Below are 26,212 nucleotides of genomic sequence, written 5' to 3'. Positions count from 1 at the left end.
GGTGTCTACGGAAGCGGGGCAGGACCAGGGGACGCGGTGAAGATGCTCGACCGCCCTTCACCTCCGTCGTCCGGGCGGCTACTCTCCGAACCCGTCGCATCCGGCCCGCGGGACCATCAGACCCTGCGTCCGCGGAACGGAGCGGAGCCCTCGATGAGCAGCCCGGTTCAAGCAATCACCTCGCCGCCTGATGAGTCCGACCGCACCCGGTACTACGCCGCGGCGCTTCGCGCGCTCCGCTTCGTTGAGCGGCGTTCCCCCACGACCCGCCGGTTCGGTAGCGAAGCTGACGCTCGCTGGGCGGCGTTCCGCGGAAATCTTACGACCGCGGACAGGCTGGACCTCCTCCTTCGCGATGCCGACGCGCATTGGCCCGCGGCCTTCGGCGCTCGCAACGTGTTCGCGCTGCGCTCTGCGGCGGAGGATGAGGCGTTCGGCGCCGAGTGGACGGCGCTCGATCCCGTCGTCGCCGACGAGCTGTGGCGCAAGGTCGTCGCCGAGACCCCGCCCAATAGCGCTCACGAGACGCTGCTCGCTGCCGCATCTTCCTGGGATCTGAAGCTCGCCGCCGTCGACGCAGGCGCGATCGCTCCCACCGACAAGCTGCTCGTCGTAGGGCCGAGCGCTGTCGCCGCCGTCGTCACCTCGTTCGCGGCAGGCAAGGACCTCGACTGGGCGGCCCAGGTCGTCTGCGTCGCAACACCTCCGGCACATCGGCAGCTCGCCGCCCTCGGGGCCGCACTGCTCAACGCCACGAAGCCCACCGGGCTCGTAGCGCCAGCAAGTGGCAACCCGGCGGTGCGTGCGGGCCGCCGCCTCATCATGTCGCAGGATGCCGCAGCCGAGGATGTCGTGTGGGCGCGTGGCGCGGCGGCGAGGTGACGAAGCCAGATGCTCGCAACGTCTCGCATCGACATGGTGGGGGAGTCCCCCTACGCGTCCGACGTGGAGGCGGTCCAGTTCGCGATCGCCGAGCTACCGAATAGCGACCCCTATCGCCTCTGGGGCCTGGTCGAGCTGCTCGAGCCGACCACCGGCCGTCTCTACGAGCTCGGTATGCTCGTTCTCGGCTACTCGGCGCTCTACATCGTCGAGATCCTGAGCGGACCCGGTAGGTACGAGGGCGATCAGGTCGACTGGTACCACACGCCTCCGGATGCGCCTCGCCGTTGGATGGAGCCACCGCTCCAGCTCGCCAAGCTCAAGAAGAATATCCTGAAGAGCCGCCTGCGCTCGAAGATGAAGGACCCCGATCGGGTCCCCCACGTCGAGCCCCTCATCTTCCTCAGCAATCCGAACGTCGAGCTTCGACTCGAAGGCGACGGGCGGTCCGCCGTGGTCGGGCGAGGAGAACTCCTTGCTGCGCTCACGAAGCATGAGTTTCCGGGTGCGCCGGCGAGCCTTCGCGCGGACCGGATCGACTCCGTGCTCGCGGCCGACATCGCCCAGGCGCTTGCCGCGATCGGCGTGCGCAAGCGCAAAGGCAAGCTCTATGCAGGGGCCTACGAGCTCGGTCCGCTCGTCGACGACGGGATCTTCCAGCCCAGCGGCAGCGCGGACGGGCCAGCGGCGCCCTCGGGCTACCAGGATCGCATCGCCACGCACCGCGACACACCGAGGTTGACCCGGCGGGCGCGTGTCTACCTCGTCCCACAGCAGACCACCGTGGCGCGCCGCCAGCTCCTCCGTCGCGCCGCCGATCGTGAGGTGCAGCTCCTCTACGGCGTCCGCGAGCACCCCAACGTGCTCACCTTCGTTGAGTACGTCGCGGACGCGCCGCTCGGCCCCACCGTGCTCTTCGATGCGTTCGAGGGCGGCGTCCCGCTCGACGCGTTCCTACGACAGAACCCCGACCTCCCGTTCCACGAACGCATCACGCTCGTCGAGCAGGTCGCCCGAGCAGTCGACTACTGCCACAAGAAGGACGTCCGCCACGGGGCGCTAGGTCCTCACGCGGTGCTGGTGCGCCGCGACTCGGAGGGTGTGCTCGAGTCACGGCTCTTCAATTTCCAGCTCGGGGCCGGGCAGCAGGTCCGCAGCACCGTCCACTGGTCGGCGCTCGCCTCCGATCCCTGGGCCGTCTACCAAGCGCCCGAGCTGCGTGAAGAGGCCGGCGGGCCGACGCCAGTCTCGGACATCTTCAGCTTGGGCGCGCTAGCATACCTCGTCTTCACGGGGCGGCCTCCGGCGCCGAGCGTCCTCGAGCTTGATGCCCGCCTCGCCCGCGATCACCACCTCGATCCGCGCGCCGTCGACGACGCGATGGCGGGCCCGCTCGCCGACGTGATCGTCATGGCCACCGAGCGCGCCGTGCCCGCACGCGCGGACGACGCCGGCGAGTGGATCGAGCTGCTCCTCGATCAGATCACCCGACCGGAGCCCGTCCCCGCGGCGCCCGAGATCGATCCGCTCGACGCGCGAAAAGACGACGAGCTCGGCGGCGATCTCACCGTCAAATCGATCCTCGGCCGCGGCGCGACCTCGCGCGTGCTCCAGGTCGAGCGCGCCGTGGATCGGCGCGCCTACGCGCTCAAGGTCAGCATGGCGCCCGAGCACGACGAGCGTCTCGTCGAAGAGGTCAAGCTGCTCCGCACGCTCGACCACCCTCGCATCGTGCGCGTGGTCGAGCAGCGATCGATCGCCGATCGCACTTGCCTCCTCCTCACGCTCGCCGGCGAGCAGACGCTCCAGCGCTTCCTCGCCCGCGAGGGCAGCGTCTCGCTCGACTATGCCAGCCGTTTCGGCGAAGACCTGCTCTCCGCGCTCGAAGAGCTGGAGGAGAAGAAGATCGTCCACCGCGACATCAAGCCCGCCAACGTCGGGGTGGGCTCGCCGGGCAAGGGCGCGATGCACCTGACCCTCTTCGACTTCTCCCTCGGCCTCGCGCCGATCACCGAGATCGGCGTGGGCACCGCGGTCTATCGCGATCCTTTCCTTCGCCAACGAGGGGCGTGGGATGCGGCGGCCGATCGCTGGAGCGCCGCGGTCACCCTGCACGAGATGCTCACGGGAGCACGGCCGACCATTGACGACGACTTGACCGTGGAAGGCCTCGCTTCGCCGAAGACGACGCTCGCCGCCGAGCGCTTCGATCCGGCCGTGCGCGATCGGCTCGTCGCGTTCTTCGATAGAGCACTCGCGCCCGACGTCGAGCTGCGCTTCGCCTCCGCCCGCGAGATGCGGCGTGCCTGGATCGCCGGGTTTGAGGCGCCTCTGGCCACCGCACTCGTCCCCGCCGTCCTCCCATCGTCCGCGGCCGGTCCGGGCTCGGCCGCGACCCGTGCCCCCGAGCAGACGCCGGCGGCCTGGGATCCAGCTGATCTCACGGACGAGCAGCTCGCCGCGATCCGCCCTGAAACGCCGGCCGAGGCATTGCCGCTCTCCGCCCGCGCGCGAAACGCGCTCGACCGCGCCGGCGTCCTCTGCGCAGGCGACCTGCTCGCGCTCCCCGACAACCGCCTCTCGTCCGTGCGCGGCGTCGGACGCCGCGTGGCGCAGGAGATCCTCGGACTGCGGGAGCGCTGGAAGGCAGTCCACGCTCTGGTGCCCGTAGCGCCGACGCCTTTCTTCTCGGGTGGATACCGGGGCGACGATGTCCTCCTCACGACCACGAAGCTCGATACCGCGCTCGTCCTCGCCCTCGGCGATGCAGGGCTCCACAGCCTGCTCGCGGTCGCAGAGGCTCCCGCCGTCCAGGTGACGGCGATCGCCAGGCGGAGCGGCTTCGAGCCGTCCGTGCTGTCGGAGCTGCTCGGGCGAGAGAGCCGCGCCGCCGGCGATCGCACATGCCCGCAGACGCTCGAGGCTTGGCTCGCCGCCTTGCTTCCGGCGTCGAAGAAGCGCACGGCGTACCTGGTCTCGCTTTACGGCCTTGCGGATCCCTTCACCGCTCGCCTCGACGTCACGGTACGCGAGGTCGCCGCGCACCATCGTGTCAGCACGGCGAACGTCTACCAGCGGCTCGGCGAGGCGCGCACCGCGTGGGCAAAGCACGGGGCGATCGCCGAGCTCCGCGATCTCGCCCACGCGCTGCTCGACGAGGGCGGCGGCGCCCTCCCGCTGGACCGCGCCGCGGAAGCGCTCCTTTCTCGGCTCGCACACGATCGCGGCGCGCCCGAGGCGCTGCGGCGCGCCCGTGCGGCGGCGCTCTTTCACGTGATCGATGAGGTGGAGCACGGTCAGCCTGGGCGCCTGCGCGTCATGCGCCTCACCGGAGGGTCAGTGTGGGCCTTCACCAATGAGGACCACAAGCCCGTGGTCGAGGCGCTCGGCCACGTGGCCGACGAGCTCGCCGGCCGCGCGATCCTCGCCTCTCCCGGCGAGGCCGCGCGGCGCTTCACCGAGGTGGTGCGCGGCACTCCTCTCGCCGCGCTGGCCGTCGAGCGCCTCGTCGATCTCGCCGCTGCAGCGAGCCGTAGCGCCGCCCGCTCGACGCGCCTCGAGATCTACCCGCGCGGCCTCCCCGCGGAACGTGCCCTCGCGCTCAGCGCGGCGGTGCTCGCCTCCGGCCTGACGCCGGACGAGATCCAGAAGCGCGTCGGTGCGCGCTACCCCGACGCGGCGCCGCTGCCCGATCCGCCGGCGCTCGACGCTCTGCTCCAGCCCCACGACCTCGTGTGGAACCCGACTAGCGGCCGCTACCAGCGCCTCGGCGAGGGCCAGCCCACAAGCCTCGTCACCACGGGCCCGCAGATCCCTCGCTTGTCCACCGCCTCGACCGGCGAGCCGCGCGCGATGGATCCAGAGGCGATCGACGCGCGCTCCTTTGATGAGAAGATCGCCCACGCTCTCGACCGCCGCCTGCTCCGAGTGCTCGGCGTCCGAGCCGATTTCGCGCGCGAGGCGGCGCTCGCACTGGCGCGCCGCGCGGGCACGGCGGCGGTCTCCTTCGATGCCGAGCTCATCGCTGCGATGAAGCGCCAGATCGAGAAGCTCGGGGTGGATGCGGATCTGGTGCACGAGACCGACCGGTTGGGGCCCGCCGGTCCCGACTGGCCCAACCTGCTCCGCCTGGCCGAGCTCGCCGCAGACGACGTCGCCGCGAAGCTGTTGCCGCCGGAGCGGCCGCTGGTGCTGACATCGCCCGGGCTGCTCGCGCGCTACCGGCTCACGAGCTTCCTGGCGAAGGTGATCGAAACCTCCAAGCGGCGCGATGCCGCAGCGATCTTCCTCGTGGTGCCCGCGCATGACGCCGGCGGGCTCCCGCTCATCAACCAGGAGCTTCCGATCCGCGGCGTGTTACCGTCAGATGGGCTGTGGGTCTCTCCCCACTGGCTCGCCAACAAACACAACGCCGCTGCCTGAGTGCGAATCATGGTCGCTCGACGCAAGAATACGCAAAAAGGAACCGCGGAGCTCGAAGGGCAGAGCGATCCACGCGCGCCGCTCGACAGCAAGAGGCTTGTCGAGACCGCCAGGCCGGTGCTGCTGCGGCTCGCGGAGGATCTGCTGGCGCGGGCAAAGGCATCGCCGGCGGTGACGGCGGCGCTCGAAGCGCGGCACAAGGTGGAGCAGGAGCAGCGGCGGACGGCGGATCCGTTCCCCGTCTGGCAGATGAACATCGTCGACCAGGTGGCGGCGGCGTGGTTCCTCTCGTGCGTGTTCGTGCGGGTGCTCGAGGATCGAGGGCTGATTTCGCAGGCGCGGCTGGCGGGGCCAGGGGCTGCGGACAGCCAGCGGCAGTTCTTCGATCTGGCGCCCTCGCTCGCGGAACGCGAGTATCTGCTCACGGTGTTTCGCGAGCTGAGCCGATTTCCGGCGGCGCGGGACCTGTTCGACACGAAGCATAACCCGGTGTGGCTGCTCACGCCGTCGGCCGAGGCGGCGAAGGCGCTCCTTGCGATGTTTCGGCTGCCTAAGGCGGAGGCTCCGGCGTTCCGGTTCGGCCAGGCAGATACCAACTTTCTAGGGAACCTGTACCAGGACCTGAACGAAGCGGTGAAGCAGCGCTATGCGCTGCTCCAGACACCGCACTTCGTCCAATCGTTCATCCTGGATAGGACGCTGGAGCGAGCGATCGAACGGTTTGGGCTCGACGACACGACGGTGATCGATCCGACCTGCGGGAGCGGTCACTTCCTGCTCGGAGCGTTCGCCAGGCTGTACGATCACCGGCTGCGCAAGGAGCCGGCGCTCGGGCAGCGCGAGGCAGCGCGAAAGGCGCTCGATGCCGTCTATGGGGTGGACATCAACTCCTATGCGGTGGCCATCGCCCGATTTCGGCTGACGCTGGCTTACCTCGAAAAGGCGGGATTCAACCGGCTCGCGGACGCGCCGGCGCTGCCGCTTCATCTGGTCGTGGCGGACTCGCTGCTTCACAACGCGCAGCTTGCGCAGGCGAGCTTTCTGGAGCTGGAGGGGCAGTCGCCGGCGGCGTGGGAGGGCCAGGCCTATGCGTTGGAGGACGAGGCTGCGGCGCGAGACGTGCTTTATCGACGGTATGCGGCGGTGGTTGGAAACCCTCCATATATCACGGTAAAGGACAAGGTACTCAGGGATCGTTACCGAGAATATTATTGTTCTGCATTCCGGGAGTACTCCCTTGGTGCCGTGTTCACGGAGCGCTTCTTTCAACTCGCACGCGAAGGAGGGCGAATCGGGATGATCACGGCGAACTCGTTCATGAAGCGCGAGTTCGGCAAGAAGCTTATCGAGCAGTATCTGCCCACCGTGAATCTCGATCTTGTCGTGAACACGGAGGGAGCGTACATCCCTTGGCATGGGACGCCGACCGTTCTCCTCTTCGGGGCGGCGGAGGAGGCGCGGGGATCCGACATCTTGACCGTCCTCGGCAAACGTGGCGAGCCAACAACGCCGGAGAACGGGGAACATGGAGTCGTCTGGAGAAGCATCGCTGAGCACTGGAGCGAGGTCGGATTCGAGAACGACTACATCTCGGTTGCTACCGTTGCACGAACCAGCCTTGAGAAACACCCGTGGAGCCTTGGTGGAGGTGGAGCGGCCGAGGTGAAGGCACTCCTTGAAGAGAGGGCGATGGCTCGACTTCAGAATGCGGTCGAAGCCATTGGGTTCGTATGCATGACACGGGCCGACGACGTATACTTTGTACCTCGGAAAGCACTGCATCGCGCAGGCATTCGCGACGAGTACATCATCGAAAACGTTGAAGGCGACGTTGTTCGCGACTGGTCGATCGACCACGCGAATACTGCCCTATTCCCCTACGACGAGTCACTATTACCAACCAAGGACACTGCAGTGCTTCGCTTCTTGTGGCCATACCGGACACAGCTCTGGCTTCGCAGAGAGCCAAATGGGAACCACAGAGAGCTTGGTTTAACGTGGTGGGAGTGGAGCAGATTTCAGCGCGAACGCTATCGTGCGCCGCTCAAAATCGCGTTCGCCTTCGTCGCCTCACACAATCATTTCGTCCTCGACCGCGGCGGAAAAGCATTCAAACAATCAGCGCCGATCATTAAGCTCCCCGACGCGGCCACAGAAAACGATCATCTTATGCTGTTAGCTTACCTCAATAGCTCGACAGCATGTTTTTGGATGAAGCAGGTCTCTCACAATAAGGGTGCGTCCGCATACAACCGCTCAACTCAGGATGAGCCCGCACGCATCGCGTTCGAGTTTACTGGCACCCAGCTCGCCGAGCTCCCCTTGCTTCAAGGAGGTAACCGTACCGATCTCTCATCTCGACTTATACTACTCGCCTCCACGATCACGAAGCTTGCTGGCGAGCGGGTCAGCATCTTGAGGATGGCCGGGGAGCTGCGTAACGGCCTCAGTCGAACCGGGTCTATCAAGGACGTCGTCGCCACACTACGCGGACGCGATCTTCGCCTATTAGAGCACATGGTATGGCTCCAGGAAGAGCTCGATTGGACTGTTTATTGCGCATTTGGTCTATGCGCTGCGGATCTCCTCTGTGACGTTTCTCCGGACGAACACAGCTGGCAACGCTGCCCTCTCGGTACGAGACCATTCGAGGTCCTCGCAGCACGAGGAGGGCAGACTGTCGGTATTGACGGACAGGACCTCAGCAGCACCTTTCCAACCGACTGGCCCGAGTCCGTCCGTCGGCTCTGGGAGCTTCGACTCGAAGCAATCGCTACCTCTCAGATACTCCAATGCATCGAGGCGCCAAGCTATAAGCGCCGTTGGCTTATCACGCTTCGTGAGTCCGCTGGTCGAGTCGAAACATTCGAAGACCGCCTCGCGGTACTTGTACAATTCGTGGCCGTCGAAGAGCTTGAGCGCCACATCAAGGACCACTCTCCCGCAGCCGTAATCCGTCGATCCGAATTCGTCGCCGCAGCAAGGCCAGTGGAGCCTCTGCTCGACGTTATTCGTGAGCAGGCGGCCATCACCCTCGAGAAATTTCTTCACGATCAGTCCGTGCCTTTCCTGGCTCTTTATCGCTTCAATGCGCGGGGAATGGAGAAACGGACTCTATGGGAGCAGTGCTGGAGCGAGCAGCGCAGAGAAGACGCCCTCGGCACGCCTACCGAAATCGTGCCGCCTCCCCGCTACGATCCCACCGACTACGCGGATCTCCGCTTCTGGCAGCTCCGCGGCAAGGTGGACCTTTCCAAGGAGCCCTTCATCTCCTACCCCGGCTGCGAGAGCGACCAGGACGGCGAGCCCGTCTACGGCTGGACCGGCTGGAACCACCTCCAGCAAGCCCAAGCTCTCGCCGCCCTCTACCAGAAGCGCAAGACAGAGGAGGCGTGGGGAGCCGACCGCCTCACCCCGATGCTCGCGGGCCTGCTCGAACTGCTTCCGTGGATCAAGCAGTGGCACAACGAGCCGAGCGACGAGTACGGCGGCATGCGGCTCGGGGAGTTCTTCGAGGGCTACCTCGACGGGGAGTGTCGGGGCCTGGGGCTGACTCGCGACGACTTGCGGGCGTGGCGACCGGCGGCGAAGAAACGCGGCAAGGCAGGAGGAAGGGCGAAGAAGGCGGAGCCCATGATGACCGAGGAGGGGGCCGAGGATGGATGAAGTGCGTGTTCGCGGGTGCAGCCATCGGAGCGCCCCGGCTAACCGTCCGTCGCGGACGCCCGGGGAGAGCAAGGAACACCGCGGTAGATCGAGGATCGTGCGCGCCTGGAGTTTGCAAGGCGCGGGGGCCGAGCGCAGGCGCTTGCTCGCGCGAGGCTCGCGGTGGCAACCTGGACCGGACACGGCGGCGCGCGGCGAGGGGTGAGGACGCGATGCTCTTTCAGGTCGTCGATAGCCGGTTCACGCCCCCGAAGAAGGCGCCGTGCATCCTCCTGGAACGCAATTCGTGGGATGACTACGGCTACAAGACCTTGTTCCGCGCCCATTACGTGGATTCTGTCTCTGGTACAGAACCGCCCCAGCCGCTCGGGAGGGTCAAGATCCTTGAGAGAGGAAATCTCTCACCTTCCCTCGGCTCGAAGCCGTTCGAGGGCCTCCCCGAGGCCTTTTGCTCGCTCGGGCAGGAGAGCGAATACTACGACCGACTTCACACGCGCGGCGCTGGCGTGGCCCGCGACGTCCTCGTCGCGCTCCGAGACGTCGCCCTGACGCCCGCCATCGAGGCGGCCTTCGCGGACGCGCCGGGCTTCAAAGTCTCACTCCTCCGGTTCCCTAACGCCGAGCTTGCCCGTGCACACGCGCGCTCGCTCTTCGGGGTCGCTCGGAAAGAGAGCGAGGGCCCCCTCAAGTTCACGTTCGCCTGCAAGCTCGAAGGGTTCGAGGACGAGCACCGAGTCGACTTCGCGTTTCCCGACCAGAAGCAGGACAAGCTCGGCCGCATCGTGGCCATCGCGGGCCGGAACGGCACTGGGAAGACTCAGCTCATCGCCCGCTTGGCGCATGTTCTCAGCGGCCTCGATGCCGAGGATCCGAAGTTCGGGCGAATCGAGCCCGAGCGGCGTTCCCGCGTGGTCGTGGTGTCGTTCAATGCGTTCGATCGGTTCACCACGCCGCGGGACAACGTACCCGGCAACGATTACACGTACTACGGCCTCCGGAGCCCGTCCTCACGGACGAGCCCTCCCGAAGGGCCCCCTCGTCCCGGAGGAATTCTTCGCGGAGAGGTCGACGTGGAGCACGCCTTGGTACGGCTTGCAGCGTCCATCGAGAGCATCTGGCGGATGGGGGTGAAGCACCAGGGCGATTGGCAAACGATCCTGGGCAGCACTCGCGTCCTCGAGAACGAGCCGCAACTCGTCAATCCGTTCGCATCGCCGACGAGGGATCCGCTCGAGATGCGTGTCCGGATCCGAGACTTCGTCGCCGGCCTCAAGGGCGCCAGCGCCGGCCATCAGCTCCTCGTCTTCATCGTCACCGCACTCGTGGAGAGTGTCCGGGAGAGGAGCATCATCCTGCTCGACGAGCCTGAAACTTACCTCCATCCACGGCTCCTCTCGACGCTCGTGCGGCTCTTGTACGATATGCTCGTCGAGCGCGACGCCTACGCTGTGATCGCGACCCACTCCCCGATCGTTTTGCAGGAGATCCCCGGGCGCGCGATCCGGCTCCTGCGCATCTGCGAAGGCCGGCTTCCGCTCGTGAGGCCGTACCCGCGCGAGTCATTCGGCGAGAGCCTCGACGAGATCATCAAGGAGGCATTCGGCGTCCACGAGAACGACCGCAGCTATGCGACGATTCTGGAGCAACTGGTGAGGGATGGCCTCGGGCGCGCCGAGATCGACGGCAAGTTCGACGGGCTCGGCTACGGGGCTCGGCTCCTGCTCCGTGAGCTGCTGGAGAGCAGGGCTGCGCGATGAAAAACATCCCGGCTTACACGGGGGACGCGCTCGGGCTTTACGACGACATCGTCGAAGCGAAGCAGGGGGACGCCACGCGCCATGCCACGCTCACGCGGCTGCGGACGCCCATCGCGAAGGCCTATGCGAACTACGAGCGGTCACGCACGAAGCTGGAGACTCTGGCCGCAGAGGGCAAGCTCACCAAGAGCGACCGCAAGGCGTTGTTCCATTGTTACGACGTCGAGACCGCGCCGCTGTCTCGCGCAAAACGCGATATCCTCGAAGCATTGCCGAGAGAAGTCTACAACAAGTGCCCCTACTGCGGGCTGGACTCGACGGGCGTCGACGACAACTCCGGGGGGGAATGGGATCATTACCTGCCGCGGAGAACCAAGAGCATAAGCGGAGGTTACGCGGAATTCTCGGTCCATCCCATCAACCTCATCCCATGCTGCGGAGCGTGCAACAAACGCAAGGGCGATCGCTGGCGGAACGGTAGGCAGCGCATCTTCATCAACTTCTATAGCGACGACATCGACCAGGGGACGCCGCTCCTCGAAGCTCATATCTACGTCCGCAACGGCGAAGCCGAGGCCACGTTCGAGTACACGCGTCCACCGTTCACGGACTTCTCTTCCCTGTTCAGGCGACACTGCGAGGCGCTCAGGCTCCGCGAGCGCTACGCCCGCCAAGCACGCGAAGAGTTGGCTTTGAGACGCGGGCAAATCGTGCACGGAGCACGCAAGTACGGTCGCGGTGCAGACTGGTTTCTGCAAGACTTTCAAGACCTCGCCGAGATCGACGCCGGAATACTGGGCATCAATCACTGGAAGCCAACGCTTTATCGTGCGGCCGCCCGTTCTCGCCACTTCGTGGCACACTGCCTGGAGAGCGCGGGGATCGTCGCGGCACCGGGACCGGCTGCTGGAGGTCAGGGATCATGAACCCCGAAGCGCTGCGAGCGAATCTGAGAGACAGGAGCGCGCTGTCCGACGCGCAGCGCGCATTAATCCTGCTCGATGTCCGTGTGCAGGAAAACTTTTTCGGCACCATCGAGGGCGTCGACACGATCGATCTGGCGCTCGACGCCCTTGCGTACCCACTCGCGCGCCTCCTCTCCTTCCCCCTCGATGCAACCGAAGCGCCAAGTATTGACGACGTCCTCAACTACCTCGCGTCGCGCGACCTCATCGAGCCGGATACCGTCGAGCTGCTGGAGCGGGTGCGCGAAGGCATCAAGAAATCCACCTATGCGGGTTTGCGCCACCGAGGCGTGATCGATTTGGAGGCTGCCCGCGGCAAGCTGTACGAGCACCTGGAGGCGCTACTCTGTCTGGCCGAGGAGGCGCTCGATGGCTGAGCTCTCCTGTGCCCTCGCCACGCTCGGCCTCACCCTCGCCGATCTTCAGCGCTCGGCCGAACAGGTCGTGCTCTTCGGCTCTCGCGCCGCCGGTGTCGGGAGCGCCGGCTCGGACTGGGATCTCCTCGTCGTCGGCGAGGGTCGCACGCGCCATACACAGGCAGTCGATCTGGTATGGGTGAGCCCACGCGAGCTGGCGACGCCCGCGTGGCTCGGGAGCGAGCTGGCAGGCCACGTGGCCCGCTGGGGCCGATGGCTGCACGGGGCGCCGGACTGGGTGGCTGAAGCTGGCTGTGGCGAGATGGCTACGGAGCACAAGGCCCGGCGCCTGGCATCCCGCCTCGCCGCGCTGGAGCAGACATGGGATCTGCTCTCGCCGGCTTATCGGCGCGAGCACCTTACGCTCTTCAGGCGGGATCTCCAGCGCCATGCGCTGCTCGCGCAAGGCGAGGCGGTACCGCCGAGTGCGCTGCTCGACGAGACCTGGCAGGCATGCGCGGACGCGCCTGCGGAGATGCTCAACCTCGGGAGCCGTGCGGGGCTATGCTCGGCGTTCTTCGAGACCCTTGCGACCGCAGGGCCATGGCCGATGCAACCGACGTCTGCGTGCTCCCTCCGAAGACTTGAAAGCCATGACCGAACCCACCCGCGTCCGTGATCTCTTCGCGCTCCCCGATCAGGTCCGCAAGGGCGACTTCGTCCTCAAGCTGACGGAGGGCGTCGAGCACCCAAGAGAGACGGCGGCGACCTACGTCGTCACACCAGCCCTCGTAGACGCGTTCGACCGCGCCCTACGCCTCGTCGGCTCGGCTCTCCGCGACGGGCGCAGCCAGGCCGCCTACCTACACGGCAGCTTCGGCAGCGGCAAGTCGCACTTCATGGCGCTCTTGACCCTCCTGCTCGTGGGGCACGAGGAGGCCTGGCGCATCCCGGACCTGCACGGGCTCCGCGAGCCGCACGCCCCGATCGGCAAGAAGAAGCTCCTCCTGCTCCACTTCCACATGGTCGGGCAGGACAGCATCGAGGCGGCTATCTTCGGGCGGTACATCGAGCACGTCCGCCAGCACCACCCCGAGGCCACCATCCCCGGCCTCTTCGCCGACGAGCAGCTCTTCGCCGACGCGACCCGGATGCTAGAGGAGCTCGGTGACGCGAAGTTCTTCGGCCCGATGAACGCTGGCGCCACGGCGAAGGCCGGCTGGGGCGGGCTCAAGGCCGTCACCACCTGGAATCGGGAGCGCTTCGAGCAGTCGGCCGCATCGACGGACCCCAGGGTACGCGAGCAGCTCTTCAGCGCCTTGGTGAAGACCCGCTTCACGGCGTACGCGCAGGAGAGCCGCGCCTTCGTCGACCTCGACAGCGGCCTCGGCACGATGACGCGACACGCCCAGGGCCTGGGCTACGAGGGGATCGTGCTGTTCCTCGACGAGCTCATCCTCTGGCTCGCCCACCGCGCGTCCGAGGCCGCATGGCTGCATAACGAAACGCAGAAGATGGTCAAACTGGTCGAGGCGCAGGAGGCGCAGCGGCCGATCCCGGTCATCAGCTTCATCGCGCGACAGCGCAACCTCGCCGAGATGGTCGGCGCCCAGTACGCCGGCGCCGAAACGGCCCGCCTGCACGACTCGCTCAAGCACTGGGAGGGGCGCTACGACATGATCGCGCTCGAGGATCGAGACTTGCCGGCGATCGTCAAGGTGCGCGTCCTCAAGCACAACGACGATGCCTCCCGGCTCCTCCTGGACGAGGCGTTCGAGAAGCTCAAGCGCGCCGCAGGCGCATCATGGCAGACTTTGCTCGGGCGCGACGACGCGGCGGCCTTCCGCAAACTCTACCCCTTCAGTCCGGCGCTGGTCGAGGCGCTCGTGGCGCTCTCGAACTCGCTCCAGCGCGAGCGCACGGCGATCAAGCTCTTGATGGAGCTGCTCGTCGAGCACATCGAGGATCTGCGCCTCGGCGACGTCGTCGGCGTCGGCGATCTCTTCGACGTCCTGTCCGGCGGCGACGACCCGGCCGACGGGGTGATGAAGGCCCGCTTCGACGCCGCGAAGCAGGTCTACCGCTACCAGTTCCTCCCCATGATCCAGCAGGGCAACGGGACCACGACGCCCGAGCGATGCCAGCGCCTCCGGCCGGGATTCCCGGTCCGGATCGGCTGCTCCAACTGCGCAGAGAAGGCGTGCCGCCTCGACAACCGCTTGATCAAGACGCTTATCGTCGCCGCGCTCGTCCCCGAAGTGGGCGTATTCAAGGAGGCCACGGCGAGCAAGCTCGCGCAGCTCAACCATGGGACACTGCGTGTGCCCATCCCGGGTGCGGAGGCGACCATCATCGCCCAGAAGCTCCGCAACTGGGCGAGCACCGTAGGGCAGCTCCACGTCGGGCCACAGAGCGATCCGACCGTGCACCTCGTCCTCGAGGGCGTCGACCTGGGGCCCATTCTCCAGCAGGCGCGCGAGCACGACACCTCGGGCGCACGACAGCGCATCATCCGCGATCTGCTCTTCGACGCCATGGGCGTCGACAAGGTGGCCGATTGGGGCAAGGACCGCATCCAGCCCTGGCGCGGGACGAACCGGCTCGGACACGTGCGCTTCGGCAACATCCGCAAGCTCGGCGACGAGCAGCTCTATTGCCCCGCCGACCATGACTGGCGACTGGTCGTCGACTACCCTTTCGACGAGAAGGACTTCGGGCCCCAGCACGATCTCCGGGCTCTCGACGACCTGGTAGAAAGGAGCGGCGGGACGTGGACGCTGGCCTGGGTGCCGAGCTTCTTCTCGAAGTCGATCAACGATCTCCTCGGCGAGCTCGTCATCCTCGAGCACATCCTCGAGACCAAGGACACCGAGCGGCAGGCCGTCGCGCATCTCTCGGTCGAAAACCAGGCACGTGCGCTGAATGATCTCCGAAACCTGCGCAGCCAGAAGAAGACCCGGATCCTCGGCGTGCTCGAGCAGGCCTATGGCTTGGCACGGGAGCAGGAGGGAGACCTCGACCCGAGCAACAGCGTCGAGACGCATCTGCGGCTGCTCAAGCCCGACGCCGTGCTCCAGCCCACCCTGGCGGCCAATCTGACCGACGCACTCGACGCGCACATCATGGCGCTTCTCGATGCTCGCTACCCGCGTCATCCACACTTCGCGCCCCCGCTGAAGAGCCAACGAATCACCCGGTTGATCGAGAAATTCGGCGACATCGTGGACGCCGAGGACAAACGTATCGCCGCCGATCGGGATCTCATCAAGGAGATGGGCGGCACGCTGGCGGAGCTCGGGCTCGTGCGCGTCACCGAGACGGCGGTACACCTGCTCGAGGATCGGACGCTCCAAGATTTGGAGAAGAAGCGGCAGCAGAAGGGAGTCGACCTGCCGACGGTCAGCGAGATCCGGCGCTGGATCGACGAGAGCGGCAGGATGGGTTTGCAGCGGGACGCGCTCGACCTCGTCGTGCGCTGTTATGCCCGCGCCACCGCGCGGACCCTCGTGCGCTTCGACAAGCCGTTCGAGCCCAAGGCCGGGCAAGAGATCCCCGACGACGTCGTGCTGGAAAAGCCTCCGCTCCCAGGCCAGGTCGAGTGGGCCAGGGGGCTCGTCGTCGCCGGCGACACGTTCGGGTTCACGCTCGCCGGCAAGGCGCTGCACGCCGACAACCTCAAGCGCTTCCAGTCCTTGCTTGCCGAACGGCTCGCGCCTGTCGCAGCAGACTGCGCGAAGCTTCCCGGCTTGCTCCGGACGCGTCTGATCGAGCTCTCGCAGTCGGAGACGGCGGACCGCCTGCGCACGGCCATCGCCGCGGACCGGCTCTGCGCGAGCCTCAACCAGAAGGGCGGTCTCGAGCAAGTCAGAGTGCTCGCCGAGGCGACGTTCGACACGAGCGCGAAGGCGGTCGGGCGGAGCATCGCGTCGGCCGTCGACGTGGTGCGCGTCCTCGACGACCCGCTGGTGTTTGGCGTCTTCGGTCAGCTCCAGGCCCGGCGCGGCGACCTGGCTGGCGCCCAGGAGATCACCGAGAGCGTCGCGCAGGCGCTCCGCCAGGACGAGCTGATCGAAAAGCTTGCCCCACGGCTACGAGCGCTGGCCGAAGAGGGACAGCGCCTCCTCGTTGTCCCAGGGTCTCTGGGCCGCACTCCATCGCCGCCGCCCGCTTCTCCAGGCGCCTTCCAGCGCACCATCGAGGCGCGGGGGCGAGCCGCAACGCGGGAAAGCCTGCGAAAGGCAATCGAGGAGATCGAGACCGCGCTCGAGGCATTCGATGACGACGTGCAGCTCGTTGGGACCGTGACCATCACGGGGAGGAAGAAGGGATGAGCGAAATCCCACGGCTGAGTCGCCACGACCTCACCGAACAGCTCGAGAAGCTGTATCGGTCGGAGCGCAAGCGTCACCTCGTCGCATTCTTTGGGACCGGCGAGGAGGAGGAGCTGCGCTTCGCCAACATGGATTCCTTCCACGTCGTCCCGGTGCGGAGCGAGCTCGAGCTGCGCGAGCGGTTGCCTTCCCTCGACGACAATGATGCCCGCATCGCGTTCTTGGTGCCCTGGGGCACGGAAGTGCCGCTCGATCTCGCGGGTCGCTTCGCTCGGAGCGGGCGGATCCTCCGCGTTGGCACCGAAGCTCGGCTCCTCACCCTGCTCGGCGCAAGCGAGGTCGAGGATGAGGCCCGCAGGAGCCGGCTCGCGACCTACCTGCTCTCGACGTCCTCGCCGGCCTCGATCAAGGTGCCCGCGGGCCGCGTCACGCTCACCGCCCTGTGGAACGCCTGGCTGGGCGCGGTCTGGGGCATCGACATATCGGGCGGCCTCGGTCTCGACACGCTGCTCGGCTGGGCCGCCCTCGATCAGCGAGGAGCGCGGTTCGTTGAAGCGATGAGTGCAGCGATCGCCGCGGGTGTACGCGACGAGCTCCTCGCCCACCTCACGGCGCAGTTCGGAGCGGCGGGCCCGGTGGTCTGGAAGGCGTGGGAGAACGCGCGGGGCTCCGCAGTGCTCGCTTACGCGCTGCTCTTCGAGACGCTTTCGTCGAGCGAGCACGCTGGCGTGAAAATGTGGGTCGGCCTGGCGCCACGGGCAGCGCTGGGCGTGACGAACGAGAGCACCATGGCCGCCGTGGCTAGGGCGCTGGGGGCATCGGCGGACGGGGCACTGCGCCATGTGGAAAAGAAGGCAGGGGCAACGCTGGTGCGCACGATCGTCCAGACGGCGGATGCGCTCGTCGAAAATGCCGACGTGCGGGAAGCCCTCGCGACGGATCGCCGACTTCCTTCGGCGTGGCGCGCTCGGCTTGACACACTCGGCCGCACACTCACGGCCGCCGCAGAAGCGCGTTCGGTTGCAAACGTCGAGCGTGCGGCGGCGGCCTACCGAGCGCTCGAGGGACACATGTTCTTCACCGATGCGGATGAGACTGTGCTGATGGCACGCGCCGAGATGGCCGTGCGGCTCGCAGCGTGGCTCTGCGTACGGCCAGATCGGGATCTCCAGGGAGCGCCGACACTGCACGCGGACGCCGAGCTGCTCGCGCGCTGGTATGCCGCCGAGGGCGGCTATGTAGACTGGGCACGACGAAACGCTCGAGGCACCGCTGAGGATGTGTTCGGTAAAGGAGTAAACGCCGTCGTCGCGGCCGCCGACGCGGCACGCGAAGAGCTCGATCGGCGCTTCGCGCGCTCGCTGTCGAGCTGGGTCGAAGCGGGTCGTCCATCGGCGCAAGTGGTTCCGATCGATCAGGCGGTGAAGCGCATCGCCGTCCGCTTCCTCGAAGACGACGACTCACGAAAACTACTCGTGCTGCTGATGGACGGCATGGCCTGGGCGCAGGCGGTAGAGCTCCTGCAGTCGCTCGGCGCCCGAACGGTCCCTTGGGGGCCGCTGGCCTGGCACGGCTCGGCAAAGGGCAAGATCGGCAACGGCATCTATCCCGCCGTGCTGGCGAATCTCCCGACGATGACCGACGTGAGCCGCGCGGCGTTCTTCGGGGGAAAGGCACTTCCGCCTGGTGCCGCATGGAACACGGCGAAAGACGTCGAGCGTTGGGCCGAGCACCGGGAGGTGAAGAAGCTATTCGCAGGCAGCACAGTGCCCAGGCTCCTTCTGCGCGGCGAAGGGCACACGCTCGAGGGCTCGGCCTCACCGGAGGCGCTGAGCCTCGTCGCCGATAGGACTCGGCGCGTGGTGGCGATCGTGATCAACGCCATCGACGCTTCGCTCAAAGGCGATCCGCAGCAGCGCCACGCGTGGACGGTGGAGAGCATCAAGTCGCTGCCCGATCTGCTCGATCGCGCCCGCGAGGCAGGCCGCGCGGTGCTCTTGGCGAGCGATCACGGTCATGTGCCCGCGGATCGTCTCGTCTCAAAGGGATCGTACAAGGATGCGGGGGCACGCTGGCGGCCGTGGACGTCACCCGACGAGGCGCTCGCGCCGTACGAGGTGGGCTTCCGTGGCGACACCGTCTGCAGCCCGAAAGGGGCCCATGGGGTGGTACTCCTGGCGGACGACGCCTCGCGCTACGGGGGAGGCGCTCACGCCGGCGAACATGGCGGGGCAACGCTTGCCGAGGTGGTTGCGCCGTGTCTACTCATCGGGTGCGAGGATCTCGGAGCGCCGGCACACGACGATCGCGCGCTCGACGTCGGCTCAGCGCACGTCCCGCCCTGGTGGTACCTCGAGGTTCGCACGCCGATGGCTGCCCCCGAGGTAACCCCCGTCGAGATCCCAGTCCGACCGAGGAAGCAGGCGAGCCAGGTCCAACTCGGCTTCCCGGCCCTCGCGGAGCCGATACCTCCTCCTGCACCTGCGCCTGCTCCAGTCGCCAAGCCTTCCACCTTCGCCTCCTCGCCAGTCCTCGCCTCGCTGGAGAGATCTGCGAGCGACCGGAAGCAGATCGTCGAAGCGGTCGACTTCCTCCTCGCGCGCCAGGGTGTAGCATCCGAAGCCGCCCTCGCGAGTGCCCTGAACGTGCCCGCATGGCGCATCGGAGGCGTGGTGGCAAAGCTTGGAGAGATCCTCAACGTCGATGGTTACCAGGTAATCCGCCACGACTCGGCGGCCAAGACGGTCCACCTCGACCGGGAGAAGCTCGCCCAGCAGTTCGAGGTGCAGCTTTGATCTCGCAGAGCCCGCTCAAACGACGCGAGATCGTCGATGCCCTGCGACTCGGAGCCGTTCCGCGGCATGGGCTTGAACTCTTCGCGGTCGGCCTCGATCCCTTCGAGAAGGCCATTGACGAGGAACTCTCGGCCTCTGCTGCAGGCCGCGGCAAGTTCAAGGCGGTGCGCGGAGAATACGGTACCGGCAAGACATTCTTCGCGAGCTGGCTCGAGCACCGGGCGCGGCAGCGCGCCTTCGCGACGACGCTCGTGCAGATATCGGAGTCCGACACGCCGCTCTACCGGATGGAGACAGTCTACCGTCGGGCCATTGAGGGCTTGCAGACGAAGGAATGGTCGAGCGGTGCCTTCCGCTCGCTGGTCGACCGCTGGTTCTACAACCTCGAAGAGGAGGTCCTCGCCCAGCCCGACACAGACGCCAACGACGCCGAGGCTGTGAGCCGGGCCGTGGGCCAGCTGCTCGAGCAGCGACTGGCGACGGTGAGCGCAACCCAGCCGCAATTCGCTGCCGCGCTGCGCCGCTGCCACACCGCACGGGTGAAAGAAGAGCACGCGATCGCAGAGGGCCTCGTCGCGTGGCTGATGGGGCAACCGAACGTCGCCGCCGACATCAAGCGGGCGGCGGGTCTCAAGGGTGATGTGGATCACGACGGCGCCGCGGGCTTCCTCCGTGGCTTGCTGGAGCTCCTCAAGCAGACGGGGCGCGCAGGGCTCGTGCTTGTGCTCGACGAGGTCGAGACGATCCAGCGCGTGCGCGCCGACAGCCGCGAGAAGAGCCTGAACGCGCTGAGGCAGCTCATTGACGACCTGAGCGCTGGGCGTTTTCCGGGTCTCTACGTGCTCATCACTGGCACGCCTCAGTTCTTCGACGGCATGCAGGGGGTTCAACGCTTGCCGCCGCTGGCGCAACGCCTCCAGACGGAGTTCGCTAAGGACCCCAAATTCGACAGCGCTCGCGCCGTACAGATCCGGCTTCAGCCTTTCTCTTTCGATCGCCTCGTCGAAGTCGGCCGGCGGATTCGCGATCTCTACCCCACCGACCACCCTGAGCGCATCGCGGCATGCGTGGACGACGCGCTCCTCGCGAGCCTTGCGCGCTCGGTCGCGGGCAAGCTTGGAGGCAAAGTAGGAATGGCTCCGCGTCTCTATTTGAAACGCCTTGTAGGGCTGTTGGATCAGGTAGATGAACATGCCGAATTCGATCCACTCGTCCACTACGAGCTGGTTGTAGCGGCAAACGAAATGACCGATGAAGAGCGCGACGCGGCCGGGGTCGTTCGTACGGTCGCCGACATCGCACTCGACCTGGGAGACGAAGACCGGCGCGCAGGCCGTGGAGACGATCTCGAATGAGCGCCTTCGAGCGGCTCTCGAGCGCTCTTCAGTACCAGATTGCCAACACACTGGGCTATGGCGAGCTAAGGCCTGTTCAGGAGGCCGCGATCCGCCCCGTGCTCGAAGGGAAGAACGCCGTAATCCTCGCTCCGACCGCTGGGGGAAAGACGGAGGCCGCGCTCTTCCCCCTCCTGGCTGCGATGGATACGGAGGACTGGCGCCCAGTATCGGTGCTCTATCTCTCACCGATCCGCGCACTCCTCAATAATCAGGAGGAACGCGTAGCGAGGCTCGCTGGCCTCGTCGGGCGCCGCTCCTTCAAGTGGCACGGTGACACGACGCCGAGCGCGCGCAAAGCGTTCCTTCGGGATCCTACCGACATCCTGCTGATCACGCCAGAGTCGCTGGAGGCAATGCTGATCAGCGCACGCGTCCCGACACGCGAGCTGTTCGCCGGGCTACGCGCTGTGGTCATCGATGAGGTTCACGCATTCGCGGCCGATGACCGCGGGGCCCATCTGTCTTCGTTATTTGAGCGACTGACGCGCTACTGTGGTCGCGACGTGCAGAGGATCGGGCTCTCGGCCACCGTCGGGAACCCAGGGGAGATCCTACGGTGGATCCAGGGGAGCTCGCTGCGTGCGGCAGAGGTGGTCGATCCGAAGGGAGCCAAGATTCCCCCCGATCTCGCACTCGACTTCGTCGCGACGCTCGAAAACGCGGCGACGGTAGTAAAGGCGCTGCACCCGGGTAAGAAGAGGCTGGTCTTCGTCGACTCGCGGCGCACTGCCGAGGGGCTTGGTCACATCCTCAGGCAGCTTGGGGTGACGGCGTTCGTCAGCCATGGATCGCTGGCTTTTCCGGAGCGACGCGACGCGGAGCGAGCTTTTCAGGAGGGAAAGGATTGCGTCATCGTCGCTACAAGCGCGCTGGAGCTCGGGATCGACGTGGGTGATCTCGACCATGTGCTACAGATTGACAGTCCATCGAGTGTCGCGAGCTTCTTGCAACGCATGGGCCGTACCGGACGGCGCGACGGAGCCGTGCCCAACTGCACCTTTCTGGTAACGAAGGAGATGGCCCTCCTACAGGCAGCGGCGATCATCCGGCTGTACCGGGGAGGCTTCGTCGAGGATGTCCGGCCGAGCCGCCGCGCAACGCACATTCTCGCGCATCAGCTCATGGGGCTGAGCATCCAGGCAAGCGGCATCGGCCGGGGCGATTGGTGGGCATGGCTCGAGGGAGCCGTCGCGTTCGAGGGGATCAGCGCCGAGGAGCGGCTGGCGATCGTCCAGCATATGCTGGATGCGACGATTCTGTCGGAGCAAGGTGGGAAGTTCTGGCTCGGAGTCGATGGCGAGAAGCGGTATGGGCGCGCCAACTTCCGGGAGCTGTACGCGGCGTTCGATGTCCCGCGGCTCGTGACGGTCCGTTCGAACACTGAAGAGATCGGAACCGTGGATGCGCTGTTCCTAATGACGCTCGATGCGGACCGAGTGCCAGCGAGCTTCACGCTTGCAGGGCGCGCGTGGGAGGTCCTGTCAATCGACTGGAGGCGCGGGCTCTGCGCGGTGAGGCCGGCGCCCGCTGGACGGCCGCCTCGATGGACGGGAGGGCCGCGACGCCTTGGATACGATCTGTGTCAGGCGATGCGGCGCATCCTTATGGAGGACACAGCGGACGCTAGCTGGTCTCCCCGGACGCGGAACGTGCTTTCCATGATGCGGGCGGAGCACACGTTTCTGCGAGACGCGGCCTCGCCGGTGCTGGAGAGCCACGAGGGGATCACGTGGTGGACGTTCGCCGGTGGGGGGGCAAACTTACTGTTGGCGCGAGTGCTGGAGGCCGAGATCGGGGAACAGTGCGTTAGCCGGAATCAGTCGATCACCTTCAAAGGCGAGGCGGGCAAGAGTATTGTTCGGGTGCAGCAGGTGCTCGCAGAACTGCGTGCCGCGGGAAGGCCGACGGAGGAGGATGCGCTCCGGCATTCAGAGGCGGTGGGGCGAAGCAGGGTTTCGAAGTTTCAGCCATGCTTGCCGGATAGGTTAATGCGAGAGCTTGTCGTAGCCGGTGTGCTAGATGTCGGAGGGGCGCGGCGAATCATCGAGGGTGCGGAACCAGAAACGTCCGTCGCGCATGCCAATGTGCTCGCCTCCGCGTAGGCTCTGTGCCTGAGATATGCACGACGTCGCCCGCAAGCACGGTCCGTCGGGGCGGCACCGCGGACAGGCATTTCCGACGGGGTGACGGGCAGCCGCGCCCCGGCCACGCCGTCGACGAGGTCTCCCGACGGGAGCGGTAAGAGCGGCATCGAGTGGGATCGCTTACACTGAAGCGCCGGCGAGACGGGCTGGCCAGGGGATCGCGAGGCCGGACGGTAGCTTCTCCACCGCCGAGACGGGTGCCACCCATCTTTTCCTGGAGCCACGTCCACCCGGAGACGGGTCCCACCCATCTTTTCCTGGAGCCCCTCCACCGCGGAGACGGGTGCCACCCATCTTTCCTTGGAGCCACGTCCACCGGGAGACGGGTCCCACCCATCTCCCGCGTGGACGCCCCACCTCACCCGGACGGGTTCACGGCATCCCGTCCACCCCCGGCAGGGGCTCCGACACGGCCTCAGGCTTCTTCGCCGGTCCCTTCCGGCGGGCTCTCCCCAGGTCGTCGACCATCTCGACGTACGGCGCCAGCAGGAACGCCGCGAGCGCCTCGCTCCCCGGGATCTCCGGGTCCCCATGGCTCTCGATCTTCTGGATCAGGCTCCGCAGCGCATCCCGGGCGGCGCTCCACTGCGGCCGGCCGTCGGTCGGCGCGCCCTCCTTGGCGATCACCACGTTCGTGAAGCCGTAGGCCTCGCCGAAGCGCGCGTGGGCGGCGACGAGCTGCTGGTAGTGCCGGCTCCCGCCGAACCCCTGGAGCACCGCCTGCGCGCGCTCCTCCTCCAGCGTCTTCATCCGCTGCACCATCGCCGCCCACTGGACGCGGGGCCGGCGCGTGATGAACCGAAGCCCCTCGGGCGCCGGGAAGAGCTGCGCATACAGCCAGCGCGCCTCCGACGGCGACGGCGTCTCCCCGTCGTCGGAGAGCCCGGCGGCGCCCGCGTTCCACTGCTCGAACGCGCGCCATCGGTCGTCGCTGTCGGTGTTCGCCGCGCTCCGCTCGGCCTCGGTCGGCGCCCCATGGCGCTGGTCGGCCTGCGCGCTCGCCCGCAGGCCGCGGAACCCCTGGAGCTCCGTCGCGGCCGCTTCGAACCGCTTCCACGGCCTGTCGATGTGCGGCGGCAGCGCCACGAGCGTCTCGAGCCCCCTGGGCAGCGCCGCGTCGCCCTCCTTGCGCTTGCCGCCCTTGGGCCGAACCACCGCCGCGATCCGCGCGCTCATCTGATCTCGGAGACCGATCACGTCGTCCGCGACGAGATCCGGGGGGAGGACGATGGTCGAAAACATCGGTGTTTCACTCACGGGGAAAACCTCCTGTGATTTCTGATCGGATCCGGCCTGTCGCCGTGGCGACACGCCGTGGTTTCGTTGCGGCGCGGCGGCACGGCAACCTACGTGCCGGCGCGAGATACGTCCCTATCTCCGAGCAACGTCTGAAGACGACACCCAGGAGCTGAGCGCAAAGCCCTGTCATGATCCGCAACGGATTGCGCTGTTGCGCAACGCTCCCGCCGGCGCCTCACGGCCGCGCGTGGCCGGCGGCGACGTCGAACACGTTCCCGCACGCGTCGTAGCGAAAGAGCTCGGCGCGCTCGTGCTCCGGGACATTCGCCAGGATCTGGCTCGCAGGGTCGTACTCGAAGCGGCGCGTGCCGTACGCCTGGTCCCACGCCTCGACGAGCTCCGAACACCAGAGCGCCTCCGCGACGGGCTGGCCAAGAGATCGCGAGGCCGGACCGTGGCCTCTCCACCGCGGAGACGGGTCACGCGCCACGCCGACCCCCGCGTCAGGTCACCGCCCGCCGCTGCGCCCACCCGTCAACGACGGCCGCCATGACCCGGATGAGGTCGCGCAGCCTCGCGCGGAAAGCGTCGACGCGGATGAACCTCGGAAACCTGTGGCTCGCCAGCATGTTGTAGCCGCGCCTGAACGTCCAACCCGCGGCCTCGAGGGCTTCACCTCGTCGCTCGAGCTCCACGAACAGCTCATCCTGGACCGCCGCGTGCTCCTTCAGCGCGGCGTCGCCGTGCTTCGCCTGCAAATCGCTCTTCGAGAGATACGGGTTCGTCTCACAGTGAAGATAGATCGCGAGCCCGTCGGTCGCCGTGTTCCACTGGAGCTCGAAATGGACCGACATGCCAGGATTGCCTCCTGATCTGCGCCGCTCCCACGACGGCTTGCTCCATTTGAAGAGCGGGATGTAGCCGCACCCCGGGTTGGCCGTGTGCCCATGGCTGGTGACGAACCCCTCGTCCGGCATCCGGGCCGCGTCGAGCAAGCGGAGGAACACGACGGCCTCGGTGACGAGGCCCGGGCGCCGATGCAGGTAGCGGAGCACCGGGGTCGTCAGCTCGGGCGCAGGCCAGGCGTCGTGCTCTCGTATCCGAGCGGCGAGCTCGCGCAGGAGCAGGCCCACCGTGTCCGGGTGGGTCGAGGCCGAGGCGGCCTCGGCCACCACGGTCCACCGGAGCGGCCTGAACCAGGACGACCTCGGCGGCGTGCCGTCAAGCGTCAGGAAGAAGCCCCGCTGGTTCGACTCCGGGGCGTCGAGGCCGAGCCGCAGGCACAGCTTCGTCCGCGCCTGCGGCACGGCATACCGCATCGTCTGCCTGTCGCCCTCGCCAGCGTGGATCTTCGCCTCGACGATGACGATCTGGCGCGCCTGGCGGGAGAAGAACACGAGGTCAGGCACGCTCTTCTCGTCCTCGCCGGGGGTCACACCGACGCGCAGGCGGCACATCCAGTCGGCTCCGGCCGCGGCCGCCGCTGGCACCCCGAGGGCAGGCAGCAGCGCGGCGCGGAAGCCCGCGTCGTGCGCGAAGGCGCGCGCGACAAGCGTGGTGTAGCTGTCCTCGCGATGAGAGATGCCGAGAAGATCGAAGGCGTCGAGCGACACGGACGACGCCTTCGGGATCGAGAAGCTGGCCACGAACGCGGCGGGCCGAGCCTTGATCCCCGTGATGGGCTCAGCCACCGCGAGCGTGACGTCGAGGCCGTCGAAGGCATCGGAGAGAGCGTCGCGGAGATCGCTCTTCAACGAATCGGCGATGGTGCCGGGCGGATCGAACAGCAACCGGAGCACCTCGCCGCCTCGCGACGGGAGCTGCCAGACGCCGGTCTTCTCGCCGAGACCGAGATCCTTCACGATCTCGCGGCCCGCGTCGGCGGCGGCAGTGCTCTCCACGGGCCTGTCGACGCGCGGCTCGTTGCACCAGCTCACGTCGCTCGCCGCCGGCGACTCACGCGCTCGACTCTCCCTCCATGCGACGAACCGGTCACGCATGCAGTTGCCGCACGGCCGGTAGCCTGCCGCGACGGCGGCCTCCTCGTCCGCGAAGAAGACCCGGTGCTGCGTGTACGCCTCTCCGTGATCGCGAATGGCGGCGAGCGCAGATCCGCAGTCGAGGCGGCCGTAGATCTTCGCCCTCGCGTTGCCACCCAGCGTGCCGGGCGTCGTGCTCTCGTACCTGTGCCCGTCGGGACCGAGGAGCCAGTACGTCTTGCGGGCGCCGTGCTCGGCGGGAGGGGCCACGCCCGTGAC

General features: G+C 67.1%; 14 protein-coding genes. 11 read left to right on the top strand and 3 right to left on the bottom strand.

What is annotated here, in order from left to right:
* Positions 1-153 precede the first annotated feature (153 nt).
* The 11 genes from WME85_RS19655 (at position 154) to WME85_RS19605 (ending at position 22,673) form a co-directional block, all read left to right on the top strand.
* Positions 154-882, top strand: a complete 729-nt coding sequence (locus WME85_RS19655) for a hypothetical protein (RefSeq protein ID WP_437840180.1) — start codon at positions 154-156, stop codon at positions 880-882.
* A 9-nt stretch (positions 883-891) separates the two neighbouring features.
* A complete protein-coding gene (locus tag WME85_RS19650) occupies positions 892-5,304 on the top strand; it encodes a protein kinase domain-containing protein (protein ID WP_437840178.1) in 4,413 nt (1,470 codons plus the stop codon).
* A gap of 9 nt (positions 5,305-5,313) precedes the next feature.
* Positions 5,314-8,970 carry a BREX-2 system adenine-specific DNA-methyltransferase PglX gene (gene pglX, locus WME85_RS19645; RefSeq protein WP_437840177.1) on the top strand — a complete coding sequence of 1,219 codons (3,657 nt, stop codon included), beginning with the start codon at positions 5,314-5,316 and terminating at the stop codon, positions 8,968-8,970.
* A gap of 212 nt (positions 8,971-9,182) precedes the next feature.
* Entirely contained in the window at positions 9,183-10,727 is a 1,545-nt protein-coding gene (locus WME85_RS19640; RefSeq protein WP_437840176.1) for an AAA family ATPase, read from the top strand.
* Entirely contained in the window at positions 10,724-11,653 is a 930-nt protein-coding gene (locus WME85_RS19635) for an HNH endonuclease (protein ID WP_437840175.1), read from the top strand. The genes WME85_RS19640 and WME85_RS19635 overlap by 4 nt, the downstream gene beginning before the upstream one ends.
* Complete coding sequence (locus tag WME85_RS19630; RefSeq protein WP_437840174.1) at positions 11,650-12,069, top strand: hypothetical protein; 420 nt, start codon at positions 11,650-11,652, stop codon at positions 12,067-12,069. The genes WME85_RS19635 and WME85_RS19630 overlap by 4 nt, the downstream gene beginning before the upstream one ends.
* Positions 12,062-12,727 (top strand): nucleotidyltransferase domain-containing protein, encoded by a 666-nt coding sequence (locus WME85_RS19625; protein ID WP_437840173.1) that lies wholly within the window; start codon positions 12,062-12,064, stop codon positions 12,725-12,727. Before WME85_RS19630 ends, WME85_RS19625 begins: the two co-directional genes overlap by 8 nt.
* On the top strand, positions 12,702-16,379 hold the full coding sequence (locus WME85_RS19620) for a hypothetical protein (protein WP_437840171.1): 3,678 nt from the start codon (positions 12,702-12,704) through the stop codon (positions 16,377-16,379). Before WME85_RS19625 ends, WME85_RS19620 begins: the two co-directional genes overlap by 26 nt.
* Entirely contained in the window at positions 16,376-19,174 is a 2,799-nt protein-coding gene (gene pglZ / locus WME85_RS19615) for a BREX-2 system phosphatase PglZ (RefSeq protein ID WP_437840169.1), read from the top strand. The genes WME85_RS19620 and pglZ overlap by 4 nt, the downstream gene beginning before the upstream one ends.
* Positions 19,171-20,529, top strand: coding sequence for a BREX system ATP-binding protein BrxD (gene brxD, locus WME85_RS19610; protein WP_437840168.1), 1,359 nt, complete (start codon positions 19,171-19,173; stop codon positions 20,527-20,529). The genes pglZ and brxD overlap by 4 nt, the downstream gene beginning before the upstream one ends.
* Positions 20,526-22,673 (top strand): DEAD/DEAH box helicase, encoded by a 2,148-nt coding sequence (locus tag WME85_RS19605; RefSeq protein ID WP_437840167.1) that lies wholly within the window; start codon positions 20,526-20,528, stop codon positions 22,671-22,673. The genes brxD and WME85_RS19605 overlap by 4 nt, the downstream gene beginning before the upstream one ends.
* A gap of 414 nt (positions 22,674-23,087) precedes the next feature.
* Here WME85_RS19605 and WME85_RS19600 read toward each other — a convergent pair whose 3' ends face one another.
* The 3 genes from WME85_RS19600 to WME85_RS19590 form a co-directional block, all read right to left on the bottom strand.
* Positions 23,088-23,957, bottom strand: coding sequence for a hypothetical protein (locus tag WME85_RS19600; RefSeq protein WP_437840166.1), 870 nt, complete (start codon positions 23,955-23,957; stop codon positions 23,088-23,090).
* Between the two features lie 232 nt (positions 23,958-24,189).
* Positions 24,190-24,444, bottom strand: a complete 255-nt coding sequence (locus WME85_RS19595; RefSeq protein WP_437840164.1) for a hypothetical protein — start codon at positions 24,442-24,444, stop codon at positions 24,190-24,192.
* A gap of 13 nt (positions 24,445-24,457) precedes the next feature.
* Positions 24,458-26,203, bottom strand: coding sequence for an Ada metal-binding domain-containing protein (locus WME85_RS19590; RefSeq protein ID WP_437840163.1), 1,746 nt, complete (start codon positions 26,201-26,203; stop codon positions 24,458-24,460).
* Between the last annotated feature and the right edge of the window lie 9 nt (positions 26,204-26,212).

Origin of the sequence: Sorangium sp. So ce1153 (assembly GCF_051521595.1) — a bacterium.
In the GTDB taxonomy this organism is placed as follows: Bacteria; Myxococcota_A; Polyangia; order Polyangiales; family Polyangiaceae; genus Sorangium.
The sequence above is the reverse complement of the archived record's forward strand: the minus strand, read 5'-3'. Positions and strand labels throughout refer to the sequence as shown.

Coding starts and splice junctions, on each gene's coding strand:
- WME85_RS19655 (WP_437840180.1), top strand. CDS start 154: ATGAGCAGCCCGGTTCAAGCAATCACCTCGCCGCCTGATGAGTCCGAC.
- WME85_RS19650 (WP_437840178.1), top strand. CDS start 892: ATGCTCGCAACGTCTCGCATCGACATGGTGGGGGAGTCCCCCTACGCG.
- pglX (WP_437840177.1), top strand. CDS start 5,314: ATGGTCGCTCGACGCAAGAATACGCAAAAAGGAACCGCGGAGCTCGAA.
- WME85_RS19640 (WP_437840176.1), top strand. CDS start 9,183: ATGCTCTTTCAGGTCGTCGATAGCCGGTTCACGCCCCCGAAGAAGGCG.
- WME85_RS19635 (WP_437840175.1), top strand. CDS start 10,724: ATGAAAAACATCCCGGCTTACACGGGGGACGCGCTCGGGCTTTACGAC.
- WME85_RS19630 (WP_437840174.1), top strand. CDS start 11,650: ATGAACCCCGAAGCGCTGCGAGCGAATCTGAGAGACAGGAGCGCGCTG.
- WME85_RS19625 (WP_437840173.1), top strand. CDS start 12,062: ATGGCTGAGCTCTCCTGTGCCCTCGCCACGCTCGGCCTCACCCTCGCC.
- WME85_RS19620 (WP_437840171.1), top strand. CDS start 12,702: ATGACCGAACCCACCCGCGTCCGTGATCTCTTCGCGCTCCCCGATCAG.
- pglZ (WP_437840169.1), top strand. CDS start 16,376: ATGAGCGAAATCCCACGGCTGAGTCGCCACGACCTCACCGAACAGCTC.
- WME85_RS19605 (WP_437840167.1), top strand. CDS start 20,526: ATGAGCGCCTTCGAGCGGCTCTCGAGCGCTCTTCAGTACCAGATTGCC.
- WME85_RS19600 (WP_437840166.1), bottom strand. CDS start 23,957: ATGTTTTCGACCATCGTCCTCCCCCCGGATCTCGTCGCGGACGACGTG.